Here is a 15,416-nt window from a genome sequence, read left to right on the forward strand (position 1 = left end):
TCAGAAAACGGGCGCGGGATGTTCCCGCAACGCCGTCAGCAAAGCCGCGGCACTGGCGCCGCGACAATCCACAACTGTCTGGGCCCCGGCGGCACATGCCAGCTCGGCCACCCTGGGGCTTGGTACAAACAACGGCAACCGCGCAATCGTCGGCCAGACCTCGCCGGCCATTTCGCGCAGGTGCTCGAAACCCTGTCCACTGCTGACCACCAGCCCGTTCAAGCGTTCCGCTTCGATCCGCCGTGGCAGCTCGTTCGGGGCGTAGGCTGGCAGGTCGCGCCGGTACAACTCCAGATACTCGACACTAGCACCAAGCGCGCGCAGGCGCTCGGCGAGCAGTTCGCGCCCGCCCTCGCCGCGCAGGATCAACACCTGCGCACCGGGCTCACTGATCGCCTCGCGCAGACGCGGCAGTTGCAGCAAGGCTTCGCTGTCGTCGCCGTCCGCCGGGAAGCTCACATCGAGACCATGCTCGCGAAGAATTTCTGCGGTCGCCGCGCCGACACTGAACCACGGCATCGCCAATGACGACGTGCCTGCGGACTTAAGCAGATCCACCGCGATCCGCGCCGCCGGCTTGCTGACCACAATCACTGCGTCGCAAGCCGGCAGCCGCGCAATCGCCTGACGCATTGTGGCAGAGACCGGCAACGGAGCAATTTCCAAAAGCGGCAGGCAACTGCTGAAAATCCCCTCTGCGGCCAACGTCGCGGCCAGCGCCGCACAGTCATCCGCAGGGCGCGTCAGCAGCAGGCGCCAGCCCGTCACTCGTGACCTGCCTCGCCGTAAACCGCTTTCAGGATGTCGCCGGCACCCTGGCTGAGCAAGGCTTCGGCAACCTTCACACCCAACGCTTGGGCATCGATCCGCGGCGCCCGGGCTTCGGCGCTGAGCAGCTTGCCGCCGCTGGGCTCGCCGACCAGACCACGCAACCACAACTGCTCGCCCTCAAGCACGGCGTAGCAGGCGATCGGCACTTGGCAGCCGCCATTCAAATGTTTGTTGAGGGCACGCTCGGCGGTGACGCGCGAGGCGGTATCGGCGTGATGCAGCGGTGCAAGCAAGGCGTGGATGTCTGTATCGGCGCTGCGGCACTCGATGCCGACCGCGCCCTGACCACCGGCCGGCAAGCTGTCATCGACACTGATTGCCGAGGTGATGCGGTCTTCGAACCCCAGGCGAATCAGCCCCGCCGCGGCAAGAATGATCGCGTCGTATTCGCCAGCATCGAGTTTGGCCAGGCGGGTGTTGACGTTGCCGCGCAGAAAGCGGATTTGCAGGTCCGGACGGCGCGTCAGCAATTGCGCCTGACGGCGCAAACTGGAAGTGCCGACGATGGCGCCGGCCGGCAACGCGTCGAGGCTTTCGTAAGTATTGGAAACGAAGGCATCGCGCGGGTCTTCTCGCTCGCAGATGCAAAAAAGGCCGAGGCCTTCAGGGAAGTCCATCGGCACATCTTTCATCGAGTGCACGGCAATATCCGCTTCATTTTCCAGGAGTGCGGTTTCCAGCTCCTTGACGAACAGTCCCTTGCCACCAATCTTCGACAGCGGTGAGTCGAGCAGCTTGTCGCCGCGACTGACCATGGGCACCAGTGTCACCAGCAAACCCGGATGGGCTGCCTCAAGACGGGCTTTGACGTATTCGGCCTGCCAGAGGGCCAGCGCACTTTTACGGGTGGCGATGCGGATTTCGCGAGAGGACATGGATCAATCCGTACTGAATAGATACGGCGGATAATAACAGCTCAGCCAAATCCACTTTGACTTGAATCAGAAATGGCGTGGCCTCCCTGGCCTGAAATGCCTGATGAACAGTCGCAAGCGCCCCCCGCAATGACCAGGGTTTACAGGCCCTGCATCATTTTGCGCACACCGGCCACATGCCGACGGCTGACGATCAACGCATCACCATTGAGGCCTTTGAGGAACAACTGGAAATGGCCCAGCGGCGTGCGTTGCAGGCGCTCGATACGGTCGCGGGCGACCAGCGCATTACGATGGATACGCACGAAGCGTTCGCCAAACTCGTCCTCGAGCGCCTTGAGCGGTTCGTCCAGCAGCACTTCACCGGCTTCGTGGCGCAAGGTCACATATTTGTGGTCGGCGATGAAGTACACCACCTGATCCAGCGGGATCAGTTCAATACCTTTGCGGGTGCGGGCGCTGATATGGCTGCGCGGACCGTTGCCACTTTCGGCAGCGGGCCGGGTCAGGGCGGAGAGTTGCGCCCGGTTGGGACGGTCAGCCCGTTTCAGGGCGTCCTGCAAGTGTTCGGTTCGCACGGGTTTCACCACATAGCCCACGGCGCTGGCCTGCAGGGCTTCCACGGCAAATTCATCGGGACTGGTGCAAAACACCACGGCGGGCGGCGTTTCTCGTTCGCACAGTCGGGCAGCCACCTGCAGGCCATCGAGGCCCGGCATGCGGATATCGAGCAAGACGATATCCGGCTTATGGCTGTCAATCAGCGCTAACGCCTCCTCGCCATTCGTGGCGCCGGGCTCCAGGACTGTATAACCCTCAAGTTCGCTCACCATTCGGCTGAGGCGCTCGCGAGCCAGGGGTTCGTCATCAACGATCAGGACATTCATATTGCGCTGGATTCCTGCGTGAGTCTCGCACAAGGATAGCGTAGACAGGTGAAGTGACGTCCGTCACCGCGATCCACGCTAAGACTAGCCCGAGCGCCAAAAAGTGCCGTACGTCGGCCAGCAATATTTGCCAGTGTCCGGGTCGTACCGCTCAGAGCCCGCTGTTTCCTGCGTTTCTCACGGGGTTGACGCAAGGACAACTCACCCGCCCCCTCTTTTTATAGTCAGTGGCCAGACCTTCACATGATCCGCATTCGCACCGACCCTTCTGTCCACTGTAGACGTTCGTCGGAACGATATTGCTCAATCGAAAAATATCCTTTCGTAAATTCTTCGCAGGCAGCGCCGGACATGCCTGACACATCGCGAAAAAACCTGTCGACCGGTGTCAGCGACAGGATTGGCAACCCTGTTATTATCCGCGCCAGCGTTTCACGCCTTCTTTCTTCAAGCCGATACGAGCGAATTCATGAGCACTGACAAGACCAATCAGTCCTGGGGCGGCCGCTTCAGTGAACCCGTCGACGCCTTCGTCGCCCGCTTCACCGCCTCCGTCACTTTCGACCAGCGCCTGTATCGCCATGACATCATGGGTTCGATCGCCCACGCCACCATGCTGGCCAAGGTCGGCGTGCTGACCGATGCCGAGCGCGACAGCATCATCGATGGCCTGAACACGATTCAGGGCGAAATCGAGGCGGGTGAGTTCGACTGGCGTGTCGATCTCGAAGACGTGCACATGAACATCGAAGCGCGCCTGACCGATCGCATCGGCGTCACCGGCAAAAAGCTGCACACCGGACGCAGCCGCAACGATCAGGTCGCTACCGATATCCGTCTGTGGCTGCGTGACGAAATCGACCTGATCCTTGCCGAGATCACCCGCCTGCAAAAAGGTCTGCTGGAACAGGCCGAGCGTGAAGCGGCGAGCATCATGCCGGGCTTCACTCACCTGCAGACCGCGCAACCGGTGACCTTCGGCCATCACATGCTGGCCTGGTTCGAAATGCTCAGCCGTGACTACGAGCGTCTGGTCGACTGCCGCAAGCGCACCAACCGCATGCCGCTGGGCAGCGCTGCGCTGGCCGGCACCACCTACCCGATCGATCGCGAATACACCGCGCAATTGCTGGGGTTCGACGCCGTTGGCGGCAACTCGCTGGATAACGTCTCCGATCGCGATTTCGCCATTGAATTCTGTTCGGCCGCGAGCATCGCCATGATGCACCTGTCGCGCTTCTCCGAAGAACTGGTGCTGTGGACCAGCGCGCAGTTCCAGTTCATCGACCTGCCCGACCGCTTCTGCACCGGCAGCTCGATCATGCCGCAGAAGAAAAACCCTGACGTGCCCGAGCTGGTGCGCGGCAAGACCGGCCGGGTGTTCGGTGCACTGATGGGCCTGCTGACCCTGATGAAAGGCCAGCCGCTGGCCTACAACAAGGACAATCAGGAAGACAAGGAACCGCTGTTCGACGCCGCCGATACCCTGCGTGACTCGTTGCGCGCCTTTGCCGACATGATCCCGGCGATCAAGCCAAAACACGCGATCATGCGTGAAGCGGCCCTGCGCGGTTTCTCCACCGCGACCGATCTGGCGGATTACCTGGTACGCCGTGGCCTGCCGTTCCGCGACTGCCACGAAATTGTTGGCCATGCGGTGAAATACGGCGTCGACACCGGCAAGGACCTGGCGGAAATGAGCCTGGAAGAACTGCGTCAGTTCAGCGACCAGATCGAGCAGGACGTGTTTGCCGTGTTGACCCTGGAAGGCTCGGTGAATGCCCGCGACCATATCGGCGGGACTGCGCCGGCGCAGGTCAAAGCTGCTGTGGCGCGCGGTCAGGCGTTGATCGCCAGCCGCTAAAAGCAAAAGCTTCGCGAGCAGGCTCGCTCCCACAGGGGATTTCTATTGGTCACACATGTTGTGATCAACAGAAATCCCCTGTGGGAGCGAGCCTGCTCGCGAAGGCTGACTTCAGAACGCTATAAATCTCACTTCTTGGCAGCAACCATCGCCAAAAACGCCGGCATCGCCGCATCCTTGTCCGCGGCAATCTTCTGCACATGCGCGTTCTGCTCAAGCCGTTCCAGCAGCGCTTTCGCCTTCGGCATTTCGGCGAGCAAATCAATCCCGAACAGCTTCTGCCCGACCGCACAGGCCAGGGGCACGCTGTAGAGGAAATACAAGTCGGCAATGCTCAGGCTGTCGCCCGCCACATACGGGGCGAATTTGCCGTGACGGCCCAGCGCAGCAAAGCCCAGCAGCAACTCGGTTCTGGCCTTTTCCTTGATTGCCTCTGGCAGGGTCATGCCGAAGAATGCCTCGCCGTAACAGGCACGGCCCGGCAGTTCGATGTACAGCTCGATTTCCTTGGCGATCGCCAGCACTTGGGCACGAGCGAACGGATCGCTCGGCAACAATGGCGTGCCTCGCTGGGTCTGTTCCAGGTATTCAAGGATGATCGCCGTCTCGTTGATGAAGCCGGCATCGACGCCCAGCACCGGGACCTTGCCGCGCGGGCTGATGGCCAGTGATTCCAGGGTTTGCGTCGGGTAGAAGGTCACCTCTTCGAAGGGCAGGCCTTTTTCCAGCAGCGCCAGTTTGACCATGTTGTAGTAATTGCTGACAGCGAATCCGTAGAGCTTGAACATCACAGAGCCTCCAGGCCGTGCGGGGTGGGCAGTGCCTGTTTATAGATCGCGGCGGCGTTTCTCGCCAGCAGCATCACGCCGCTGAATGCAGGTAAACTGGCGCCCTTACCTAAAGGAGCCTGCCATGAGCGAGCCGACAGATATCGTCAATGATGATGACGAAGAAGCATTCACCGAGGCGACCCTGATCGAAGCCATCGAGAACCAGATCGAGAGCGGCAACCCGCCAGCGGCCAAAGCGACTTTTAACAAACTGACGCTGGTGGGCACGGAGCGCGACAAGATCCTTGAACTGATGGCGCATGTGTTGGCTTACGAGATTGACGCGATGCTGGATGAAGACCGTCCGTTCGACACTCAATGGTACGAAGCGGCGCTGCGTGCGCTGCCTGAGCTGCCTGAGCTGCCACCGGAAAAGCAGTAACGCCCCCGATCCTGTAGGAGTGAGCCTGCTCGCGATTACGTTCTTTCAATCACATCACCGTCGACTGGAAGAATGCAATCGCGAGCAGGCTTACTCCTACAAGGTTTGTTACGCATCCCTCCAGCCATCTCCTGCCGCCGGACTACACTGGAATCCGCCTCAAGACAAAATCCCTGAGCTGAGCACTGGACATGCCGCACCAGCGGGTTCACCTTAGGGGCGCTGTCGTCCAATTCCTAGAAAGTCTGGAGTCCTTATGTCGCTTACCCCTGAGTTGGTTGCCGAACTGGAAGTCCTTGCACTCTTTCCCCTGGACAGTTCCCAGGAAGGTCTGAAAATTCATCAGACCGCTGCCCCCAAACACATCGCCGCTGCCCAGCGCCTGTTTGAAAAAGACCTCACCGATCAGCCCGATGGCGGCTATCTGACCAGCCTCGGTCGCGATGCCGCGCAAAACGTGCAGACCGTGCTGACGATTCTGAAAGAGCAAGAAACCGCCTGATCCCCCTGACTTTGCCCACGGGAACTCCTGCCACGGGATTTCCGCGGGCCCGCTTGGTCTGTGCGGGAAAAATCTGACAGCAAAAACCAAATTCAGCTTAAACGTCCCGCTGTGCTAAGGCTAAACTGCCTTCCATTCCGAGACCCTCTACGTCCGAGCCTGCGAGCCGGTTTGAGCTGACATGACGCGCACCCACGAAATCCGCCCCGACCTGGACGAGGGAATCGACCGCAAGGTACTCAGCCAGCTGCGCGCGCGTTTTCTCAAACTCAATGAAGGTCGCCTGGGCCGCGCGCTTGAAGGCTTGTCGACGCGCCAGCAAAGCGTGCTGACGCTGCTGCCGCTGTTCTTCCACGTCAATCATCCGCTGCTGCCGGGCTATGTCTCGGGCAGTACGCCGGCCGGCCTGTCGAATTACGAGCCGGACGCCGACACGCTGGCCGAAGCCCAACGCCTGACCCGTTCATTCGCCTACAAACCACGCCATGGCAGTAATCCGCCGCGGCCGATTCACGGCCTGTTCCTGATGGGCAGCCTCGGCACTCTCGCCCAGGCGGATCAGAGCGACATGGACGTGTGGGTGTGCCATGCGCCGGACCTGAGCGACAGCGAACTCGCCGAGCTGAGCAAGAAATGCCAGTTGCTCGAAAGCTGGGCCGCGAGCCAGGGCGCCGAAGCTCACTTCTTTCTGATCGATCCGGCGCGCTTCGTCAAAGGCGAACGCGACACCCAGCTCAGTTCGGAAAACTGCGGCAGCACTCAACACTATCTGCTGCTGGACGAGTTCTATCGCACGGCAATCTGGCTCGCCGGGCGCACACCGATCTGGTGGCTGGTGCCGGTTTATGAAGAAACCGCCTACGACGCCTACACCCATACTCTGCTGTCCAAACGCTTTATTCGCGCCGACGAAACCCTCGACCTCGGGCCAATGGCGACGATTCCGCCGGGCGAGTTCATCGGTGCCGGTTTATGGCAGTTGTTCAAGGGCATCGAGTCGCCCTACAAGTCGGTGCTCAAGCTGCTGCTGACCGAGGTCTACGCCAGCGAGCATCCGCACGTGCAATGCCTGAGCCTGCGCTTCAAAAAAGCCGTGTTTGCCAATCAGCTCGATCTCGATGAGCTGGACCCGTACATGGTCGTGTACCGGCGTATCGAGGAATACCTCACCACGCGCAACGAACCGGAACGCCTGGAGCTGGTGCGCCGCGCGCTGTATCTGAAGGTCAACCGCAAGCTCACCGGCAATAGCCGCAGCCAGGGTTGGCAACGCGCGTTGCTTGAGCGTTTGGCCAGCGAATGGCATTGGGATCAGCGGCAACTGGCGCTGCTCGACAGTCGCAGCCAGTGGAAAGTCCGCCAGGTCAGTGCCGAGCGCCGTGCGCTGGTCAACGAACTCAACTACAGCTATCGCTTTTTGACCCAGTTCGCGCGCAGCGAGCAGACCGTCAGCCTGATCAACAAGCGCGACCTCAACGTCCTCGGCCGTCGCCTCTATGCGGCCTTCGAGCGCAAGGCCGACAAGGTCGAGTTCATCAACCCGGGCATTGCCCCGGACCTTGCCGAAGACACCCTGACCCTGGTGCAGTCGCGCAACAAAAAGGAACCGGGGCAAACCCAGTGGGGCCTGTACAACGGCAGCCTCACCGCGCTGGAGTGGGAACACTTCGCGCCGATCAAGCGCAGCCGCGAGCTGCTCGAACTGCTGACCTGGTGCCACCGCAACGGCGTCATCGACAGCAGCACGCGCCTGGCCCTGCACCCCGGCACCAGTGACCTGAGCGAATTCGAACTGTTCAACCTGCTGGGCAGCCTGCAACAGTGCATCGCCCTGCCCTTGCCGACTGTTGCCGAAGAGGCACTGCTGCGGGCGGCCGTGCCCAGCGAGGTGCTGATGCTGATCAATGTTGGCGTCGACCCGCTCAAGCATCACCGCGACCTGAACATTTTGATGACCACCGAGCGCACCGACTCGCTGAGCTATGCCGGCGTGCGCGAGAATCTTGTACTGACGCTGGATCAGGTCACGCTCAACAGCTGGAACGAAGTGCTGGTCAGTCGTTTTGACGGCCCGCACGCCTTGCTCGACTGCCTGCGCGACTACCTCAACAACTTGCCGCGCGGGCCGTTGCAACCGTCACTGAAGGTGCGTTGTTTTTGCCACAACCGCGCGCAGTTCATTGCGCGCCGCGTCGAAGAAATCGTCGACACCGCGCAACATCTGCTGCTCAGCGATCTCAATCACCGCTACCTGATCCAGGTACAGCAGCACTATCACGTGCTGGAACTGGTGCCCGGCCAGGTCAACCATGTCGCCCTCGCCACCCTGCCGGCGCTACTCGATTATCTGGGCGAAGAACAGCCGCGCTACAGCCCGCTGCACCTGGACCCGATGGCGCTGGAAGATCAAGACATTGCGCTGATCCTGCCGATGGGCCAGCCCGAATGCATCCAGGTGTTCTACCGAACAACCGAGCAGCAGGCCGAGCTCTACGTGCTGGATGAGTTCAATGCGCTGTGGCAACAGCGGCTGCCCTACCACGACGAGCAGAGTCTGCTGGTGCCACTGCAGCGCTTCCTGCAATCGATACAGTTCCGCCGCGAAGCCGTGCTGCCGATGGAGGCCGGCCCGGAGGCGAGGCTGGAGACTTTGTATTACCAGTTATTGCCATCCGGCCCGGGCCGGGCACGGCGGGTCGAAGCGCGACCGGCGCCGCAGACACCGGTGAACAAGCCGTTCTATGACGTGCAGGCAATCATCGGTAAAGCCGCACCGGGAAACGTGCAAGTCACCTTGTATTGCAATCAGCGGGAATTCAGCGAGCTGGAGCATGGCGACCAGCTGTTCAGCGTGGTCGCCCGCGAGATCGTCGAGCAGCGCCGTGAAGCCGAACGTTATCGCTGCTACATCACCGATCTCGACCTGTCGGGCCTGCTCGGGGACGGGCAAAGTTCGAGCAATCTGTATTTGCGCTACAAGGCGGACCTGGAGCGCTCGTTGAATGAAGCGCTCGAACAGGTGTGAGGCAGGGGTTTACTCGGGAAAGGCGCCGCCGTTGACCGGTTGCGATTCCACTTCCAGCAAGGTCAGTTTCAACGACTTGCCGCCCGGAGCCGGCCAGTCGATGTGCTGACCGACCTTCAGGCCCAGCAACGCGCTGCCGACCGGCGCCAGAATCGAAATCTTGCCTTCGTCGGCGTTGGCGTCTTTTGGATAAACCAGCGTCAGGTGGTAATCCTTGCCACTGCCTTCTTCACGGCAATGCACGCGAGAATTCATGGTCACGACATCAGCGGGCACTTCATCGTGGCCGACCACGGTATCGGCGCGGTCCAGCTCGGTTTGCAGCGCAATCACGCCCGGCGCAGCCTGGTCTTTCTCGCTCAGGCTGTCGATCAGGCGCCCCAGACGTTGCACGTCCAGACGGGTAAGGGTGATGGAAGGTGCGGTCATGATCCGGGCAGACTCCTTTCTTCTGCACAAAAAAAGCAAAACCCCGCCAAAAAAGACGGGGTTTTCACCGTGCCTCGGTGGTTTGAGGCGTCTGCGGACACTATCACAGCTCAAAAAATATACAAGCCACGCACCTTGAGATGCCCTGATCGGCTGTGGCGAGGGAGCTTGCTCCCGCTCGGCTGCGCAGCAGTCGCCAGAGTTTGGGGCCGCTTCGCGACCCAGCGGGAGCAAGCTCCCTCGCCACAAGTTCGTATCAGGCTCGAGTGCGGCGCTCTGCGGCTTGCGCGCATATCACGCGCCGGCGCTGGTCGTCAGCCGAACGCCATTCACGAATGTCTTCGACATGACGGAAACAGCCCTGGCAAACCTTCTGCTCATCCAGCCGGCATACACCGCTGCACGGCGACGGCACCGCCGGGCTGACGTTGCTGTAGAGCGGCTTGGGTGGCCGAACAGGAGCGGCGTCTGTCAGCAACTCACAGGCCCTCGAAATCGAATTCGACACCGGCCTGCTGTTTGACGATGCGCTCAAGCATCTCGCCCAATTGCTCCTCGCTCTTGTCGCACATCCAGCGCTCGCTTTCTTCGTCGTAGTCGAAGTGAAAACCACCGGACACCGCCGCCAGCCACAGCTGCCGCAGCGGCTCCTGGCGACTGAAGATCAACTGGCTGCCGTTTTCGAATTTGACGGTCAGCACACCGGCCGAGCTTTCCAGATCAATGTCCAGATCGCTCTCATCAAAGATGTCTTCCAGTTTTTCCTGGGTTTCATCGACCAGATCGTGGAAACGGGCTTCGGACAAACTCATTGCGGCAACCTCAAAAAATGTCTGATCAGGCTCAAGCAGCCGAAAGATACGGACGCTGCCGGCCGATTGCAAAGGATTAAGACCGGGTGCCTGCCCCACTCCAAACACAACCCCTGTAGGAGTGAGCCTGCTCGCGATTGCATTCGTCCAGTCGACGGTGATGTGATTGAAAGAGCCTAATCGCGAGCAGGCTCACTCCTACAGGGGTTTGCGCGAGCCCCGCCGGACGGGAGGGCCATCACATAGGCAAGCTGCCGGGTGGCCGGTATACTCCGGCGCAATTAACGCATTTTCAAGGATTTCGCCATGAAGCGCCTGATCTCGTCCCTTGCTGCGCTCGTCGCGGTTGCCTGCCTTGTATCGGCCTGCGGTCAAAAAGGCCCGCTGTACCTGCCCGACGACAGTCAAGACCCGGCTGAACAAGCCCAGTCTTCGCAGAAACAACCGTCCAAAGCACACAAGCACGACGTTTATTAAGGGATCGCCATGGACGCTTTTAACTACCGTGGCGGCGAGCTGTTTGCCGAAGGCGTGGCACTGTCCGCCATCGCCGACCGCTTCGGCACGCCCACCTATGTCTACTCGCGCGCGCACATCGAAGCGCAATACCTGGCCTATGCCGATGCGCTGGCCGGCATGCCACACCTGGTGTGCTTCGCGGTCAAAGCCAACTCCAACCTCGGCGTATTGAATGTCCTGGCCCGTCTCGGCGCCGGTTTCGACATTGTTTCCCGTGGCGAGCTGGAACGTGTTCTGGCCGCTGGCGGGAGTGCCGACAAGATCGTCTTCTCCGGTGTCGGCAAGACCCGTGACGATATGCGCCGTGCGCTGGAAGTCGGCGTGCACTGCTTCAACGTCGAATCCACCGACGAGCTCGAGCGCCTGCAAGTGGTCGCCGCCGAGCTGGGCGTTCGCGCCCCGGTTTCGCTGCGCGTGAACCCGGACGTCGATGCCGGTACCCACCCGTACATTTCCACCGGTCTCAAAGAGAACAAGTTCGGCATCGCCATCGCTGACGCCGAAGACGTGTACGTACGTGCCGCGCATCTGCCGAACCTGGAAGTGGTCGGAGTCGATTGCCACATCGGTTCGCAACTGACCACGCTGCCGCCGTTCATTGATGCACTGGATCGTTTGCTCGATCTGGTCGATCGCCTCGGCGATTGCGGCATCCACCTGCGCCACATCGATCTCGGTGGTGGCCTGGGCGTGCGTTATCGCGATGAAGAGCCGCCATTGGCCGCCGACTACATCAAAGCCGTGCGCGAGCGCCTGAACGGTCGCGATCTGGCGCTGGTGTTCGAACCGGGCCGCTTCATTGTCGCCAACGGCGGCGTGCTGCTGACACAGGTCGAGTACCTCAAGCACACCGAACACAAGGATTTCGCCATCGTCGACGCGGCGATGAATGATCTGATCCGCCCGGCGCTGTATCAGGCCTGGATGGACGTCACGGCGGTCAAACCGCGCGACAACGCTGCGCGCCACTACGACATCGTCGGCCCGATCTGCGAAACCGGCGACTTCCTTGCCAAGGACCGCGAACTGGCGCTGGAAGAAGGCGACTTGCTGGCGGTGCATTCGGCCGGTGCGTACGGTTTCGTCATGAGCTCCAACTACAACACTCGCGGCCGTGCCGCCGAAGTGCTGGTGGATGGTGATCAGGTTTTTGAAGTGCGTCGCCGCGAAACCGTGGCCGAGCTGTTTGCCGGCGAAAGCCTGCTGCCGGAGTAACCCATGCTGCTGCGTTTTACCAAAATGCACGGCCTGGGCAACGATTTCATGGTCCTCGACCTGGTCAGCCAGCACGCGCACATTCAGCCCAAGCACGCCAAACAATGGGGCGACCGGCACACCGGTATCGGTTTCGACCAGTTGCTGATTGTCGAGGCACCGAGCAACCCGGACGTGGATTTCCGCTATCGGATCTTCAACTCCGACGGCTCCGAAGTGGAACAGTGCGGCAACGGCGCGCGCTGCTTTGCCCGTTTCGTGCTCGACAAACGCCTGACCGCCAAACGTCAGATGCGCGTCGAGACCAAGGGCGGCATCATCGAACTGGACGTGCGTAACGACGGCCAGATCGGCGTGAACATGGGCGCACCGCGTCTGGTGCCGGCGGATATCCCGTTCGAAGCGCCAGCCCAGGCCAGCAGCTATCAGCTGGAAGTCGATGGCACCACGGTCGAACTGGCCGCCGTGTCGATGGGCAATCCCCATGCAGTCATTCGCGTGGACGACATCAACAGTGCACCGGTGCATGAACTGGGGCCGAAGATCGAACACCATCCGCGCTTCCCGGCGCGGGTCAATGTCGGTTTTCTTCAGGTCATCGATCGGCACCGTGCGCAATTGCGCGTCTGGGAACGCGGCGCCGGGGAAACCCAGGCCTGCGGCACCGGCGCCTGTGCCGCCGCGGTTGCCGCCATCACTCAGGGGTGGATGGATTCGCCGCTGTTGATCGACCTGCCCGGCGGGCGTCTGTCCATCGAGTGGGCAGGCCCGGGCCAACCGGTGTTGATGACCGGTCCGGCAGTGCGTGTATACGAAGGACAAGTGCGTCTTTGAGCGAGCGAAAATCATGACCGACAAGCCTCAGGTACCCGCCCGACAGACCGACGAATCAGCGTCCGAAAGCCTGGAAGCGGCAGCGGTTGCCGCCTACCTGGAGGCTCATCCGGACTTTTTCGTCGAACACGAAGAACTGCTGCCATCCCTGCGCATTCCGCATCGGCGCGGCGACACGGTGTCGCTGGTCGAACGACAGATGACCCTGCTGCGCGACCGTAACATAGAGATGCGCCATCGCCTTTCGCACCTGATGGACGTGGCCCGTGACAATGATCGCCTGTTCGAAAAAACCCGCCGCCTGATTCTCGCGCTGATGGATGCGTCGAGCCTGGAGGACGTGGTGATCAGTGTCGAAGACAGCCTGCGCCAGGATTTCCAGGTGCCTTTTGTCAGCCTGATCCTGCTCGGCGACAACCCGGCTCCGGTCGGCCGTTGGGTGACCCACGCCGACGCGCAAACCGCCATCGGCGGCCTGCTCGCCGAAGGCAAAAGCGTCAGCGGCAACCTGCGCGAGCATGAGCTGGATTTCCTCTTTGGCGAAGAACAGCGCCAGCAGATCGGCTCGACGGCGGTCGTTGCCGTCAGCCATCAGGGCATCCACGGCATTCTGGCCATCGCCAGCCGTGATCCGCAGCACTACAAGAGCTCGGTCGGCACCCTGTTCCTCAGCTACATCGCCGAGGTCATGGGCCGCGTGCTGCCACGGGTCAACAGCTCCCTGCGCTCGGTGCGCTGAGCATGGAACGGCAACTGGACGCTTACTGCGAACACCTGCGCAGTGAGCGCCAGGTGTCGCCGCACACGCTGTCGGCGTATCGCCGCGACCTCGACAAGGTTCTCGGCTGGTGCATCAAGCAGAACATCGGCAGTTGGGCTGCGCTGGACATCCAGCGTCTGCGCAGCCTGATCGCTCGGCTGCACGCACAAGGCCAGTCCTCGCGCAGCCTCGCCCGCCTGCTCTCAGCGGTGCGCGGGCTTTATCACTATCTGAACCGCGAAGGCCTTTGCGACCATGATCCGGCCACGGGTCTGGCGCCGCCGAAAGGCGAACGTCGCCTGCCAAAAACCCTCGACACCGACCGCGCGCTGCAACTGCTCGAAGGTGCGGTCGAGGATGATTTTCTTGCCCGGCGCGATCAGGCGATTCTGGAGTTGTTCTATTCTTCGGGGCTACGCCTGTCCGAGCTGACCGGACTCAATCTGGATCAACTGGACTTGGCCGACGGCATGGTCCAGGTACTTGGCAAAGGCAGCAAAACCCGGCTGTTGCCTGTTGGCAAAAAAGCCCGGGAAGCGCTTGAGCACTGGCTGCCGTTGCGCGCGCTGACCAACCCGGCCGACGACGCCGTGTTCGTCAGCCAGCAAGGCCGGCGTCTGGGTCCACGGGCGATCCAGGCGCGGGTCAAACTCGCCGGCGAGCGCGAACTGGGGCAGAACCTGCACCCACACATGCTCAGGCACTCCTTTGCCAGCCATTTGCTCGAGTCGTCCCAAGACCTGCGCGCGGTGCAGGAGTTGCTCGGCCACTCCGATATCAAGACCACGCAGATTTACACCCACCTCGATTTCCAACATCTGGCGGCGGTCTATGACAGCGCCCACCCAAGGGCCAAACGCATGAAAGGCGACGATTCATGAGCATTCAGTTGATCACCTTCGACCTTGACGACACCCTCTGGGACACCGCCCCGGTGATCGCCAGCGCCGAAACCGTGCTGCGCGAATGGCTGAGCGACCAGGCGCCGAATCTGGGCGCGGTGCCGGTGGAACATTTGTGGGCGATTCGCGAGCGCGTGCTGGCGGGCGAGCCGGGCCTGAAGCACCGCATCAGTGCGCTGCGCCGGCGCGTGCTGTTTCATGCACTGGAAGACGCCGGGTATGAGCGCGACGAGGCGTCAGCCCTGGCGGACAAGGGTTTTGACGTGTTTTTGCATGCACGGCATCAGATCGAAGTGTTCCCCGAGGTCGAGCCGCTGCTGGAGGGTCTCGCCAATCACTACGCCCTCGGCGTTGTCACCAACGGCAATGCCGATGTGCGCCGGCTGGGGCTGGCGGATTATTTCAAATTTACCTTGTGCGCCGAAGACATCGGCATCGCCAAGCCGGACGCGCGACTGTTTCACGAGGCCTTGCAGCGTGGCGGGGTAAGCGCCGAAGCCGCGGTGCATGTCGGCGATCATCCCGGCGATGACATCGCCGGCGCGCAGCAGGCAGGGTTGCGTGCGGTGTGGTTCAACCCGGCGGGCAAGGTCTGGGAGGCAGAGCGCTTGCCGGATGCGGAGATCCGCAGCCTCACCGAGTTGCCAGCGGTATTGGCGCGCTGGAATGCCACCTCGAATTAACACGCGCCCCCTGTAGGAGTGAGCCTGCTCGCGATAGCGGTGTGTCATTCAATTCGATGTATCTGA

The 15,416-nt window shown here is 61.5% G+C and carries 17 protein-coding genes; 10 read left to right on the forward strand and 7 right to left on the reverse strand.

Annotation, left to right across the window (positions count from 1 at the left end):
- The 3 genes from HU755_RS03745 to HU755_RS03755 form a co-directional block, all read right to left on the reverse strand.
- Nucleotides 1–768: a uroporphyrinogen-III synthase gene (locus tag HU755_RS03745; RefSeq protein WP_186630670.1), complete on the reverse strand. Its 768-nt coding sequence runs from the start codon at nt 766–768 to the stop codon at nt 1–3.
- Nucleotides 765–1,706: a hydroxymethylbilane synthase gene (gene hemC / locus HU755_RS03750; protein WP_186630671.1), complete on the reverse strand. Its 942-nt coding sequence runs from the start codon at nt 1,704–1,706 to the stop codon at nt 765–767. Before hemC ends, HU755_RS03745 begins: the two co-directional genes overlap by 4 nt.
- 140 nt (nt 1,707–1,846) lie before the next feature.
- Nucleotides 1,847–2,593: a LytTR family DNA-binding domain-containing protein gene (locus HU755_RS03755; RefSeq protein WP_186549662.1), complete on the reverse strand. Its 747-nt coding sequence runs from the start codon at nt 2,591–2,593 to the stop codon at nt 1,847–1,849.
- Nucleotides 2,594–3,062: 469 nt separating this feature from the next.
- Here HU755_RS03755 and argH point away from each other — a divergent pair, with 469 nt between their 5' ends.
- Nucleotides 3,063–4,457 carry an argininosuccinate lyase gene (gene argH, locus HU755_RS03760; protein WP_186630672.1) on the forward strand — a complete coding sequence of 465 codons (1,395 nt, stop codon included), beginning with the start codon at nt 3,063–3,065 and terminating at the stop codon, nt 4,455–4,457.
- Nucleotides 4,458–4,585: 128 nt separating this feature from the next.
- Here the strand turns inward: argH and HU755_RS03765 are convergent, their stop codons facing one another.
- Nucleotides 4,586–5,245 carry a glutathione S-transferase gene (locus HU755_RS03765; RefSeq protein WP_186630673.1) on the reverse strand — a complete coding sequence of 220 codons (660 nt, stop codon included), beginning with the start codon at nt 5,243–5,245 and terminating at the stop codon, nt 4,586–4,588.
- A gap of 124 nt (nt 5,246–5,369) precedes the next feature.
- Between HU755_RS03765 and HU755_RS03770 the strand changes: the two genes are divergently transcribed.
- The 3 genes from HU755_RS03770 to HU755_RS03780 all read left to right on the forward strand — a co-directional run bounded on the left by HU755_RS03770 (nt 5,370) and on the right by HU755_RS03780 (nt 9,196).
- Entirely contained in the window at nt 5,370–5,669 is a 300-nt protein-coding gene (locus HU755_RS03770; RefSeq protein ID WP_186619232.1) for a hypothetical protein, read from the forward strand.
- 256 nt (nt 5,670–5,925) lie between these two features.
- Nucleotides 5,926–6,171 (forward strand): TIGR02647 family protein, encoded by a 246-nt coding sequence (locus HU755_RS03775; protein WP_101161561.1) that lies wholly within the window; start codon nt 5,926–5,928, stop codon nt 6,169–6,171.
- 181 nt (nt 6,172–6,352) lie between these two features.
- Nucleotides 6,353–9,196, forward strand: coding sequence for a class I adenylate cyclase (locus HU755_RS03780; protein WP_186630674.1), 2,844 nt, complete (start codon nt 6,353–6,355; stop codon nt 9,194–9,196).
- A gap of 9 nt (nt 9,197–9,205) precedes the next feature.
- On the opposite strand, the gene rnk is transcribed toward HU755_RS03780, so the two are convergent.
- The 3 genes from rnk to cyaY all read right to left on the reverse strand — a co-directional run bounded on the left by rnk (nt 9,206) and on the right by cyaY (nt 10,437).
- Nucleotides 9,206–9,625, reverse strand: coding sequence for a nucleoside diphosphate kinase regulator (rnk, locus tag HU755_RS03785; protein WP_186549674.1), 420 nt, complete (start codon nt 9,623–9,625; stop codon nt 9,206–9,208).
- Between the two features lie 256 nt (nt 9,626–9,881).
- Nucleotides 9,882–10,100, reverse strand: coding sequence for a DUF1289 domain-containing protein (locus HU755_RS03790; RefSeq protein ID WP_186630860.1), 219 nt, complete (start codon nt 10,098–10,100; stop codon nt 9,882–9,884).
- A 4-nt stretch (nt 10,101–10,104) separates the two neighbouring features.
- Nucleotides 10,105–10,437, reverse strand: a complete 333-nt coding sequence (gene cyaY, locus HU755_RS03795) for an iron donor protein CyaY (protein ID WP_047596732.1) — start codon at nt 10,435–10,437, stop codon at nt 10,105–10,107.
- A gap of 306 nt (nt 10,438–10,743) precedes the next feature.
- On the opposite strand from cyaY, the gene HU755_RS03800 reads away from it, so the two are divergent.
- From HU755_RS03800 to HU755_RS03825, 6 genes are read left to right on the forward strand one after another with little or no spacing between them, the layout of a single operon-like run.
- Complete coding sequence (locus HU755_RS03800; protein ID WP_186549676.1) at nt 10,744–10,914, forward strand: lipoprotein; 171 nt, start codon at nt 10,744–10,746, stop codon at nt 10,912–10,914.
- A 9-nt stretch (nt 10,915–10,923) separates the two neighbouring features.
- Nucleotides 10,924–12,171 carry a diaminopimelate decarboxylase gene (lysA, locus tag HU755_RS03805; RefSeq protein WP_186630675.1) on the forward strand — a complete coding sequence of 416 codons (1,248 nt, stop codon included), beginning with the start codon at nt 10,924–10,926 and terminating at the stop codon, nt 12,169–12,171.
- Nucleotides 12,172–12,174: 3 nt separating this feature from the next.
- Nucleotides 12,175–13,005 (forward strand): diaminopimelate epimerase, encoded by an 831-nt coding sequence (gene dapF, locus HU755_RS03810; RefSeq protein WP_186549680.1) that lies wholly within the window; start codon nt 12,175–12,177, stop codon nt 13,003–13,005.
- Between the two features lie 13 nt (nt 13,006–13,018).
- Nucleotides 13,019–13,744, forward strand: a complete 726-nt coding sequence (locus tag HU755_RS03815) for a DUF484 family protein (protein ID WP_186630676.1) — start codon at nt 13,019–13,021, stop codon at nt 13,742–13,744.
- A 2-nt stretch (nt 13,745–13,746) separates the two neighbouring features.
- A complete protein-coding gene (gene xerC / locus HU755_RS03820) occupies nt 13,747–14,646 on the forward strand; it encodes a tyrosine recombinase XerC (protein WP_186630677.1) in 900 nt (299 codons plus the stop codon).
- Nucleotides 14,643–15,350: an HAD family hydrolase gene (locus HU755_RS03825; protein ID WP_186630678.1), complete on the forward strand. Its 708-nt coding sequence runs from the start codon at nt 14,643–14,645 to the stop codon at nt 15,348–15,350. The genes xerC and HU755_RS03825 overlap by 4 nt, the downstream gene beginning before the upstream one ends.
- Nucleotides 15,351–15,416 lie beyond the last annotated feature (66 nt).

It is taken from the genome of Pseudomonas sp. SWRI111 (assembly GCF_014268555.1).
GTDB lineage: Bacteria > Pseudomonadota > Gammaproteobacteria > Pseudomonadales > Pseudomonadaceae > Aquipseudomonas > Aquipseudomonas hamedanensis.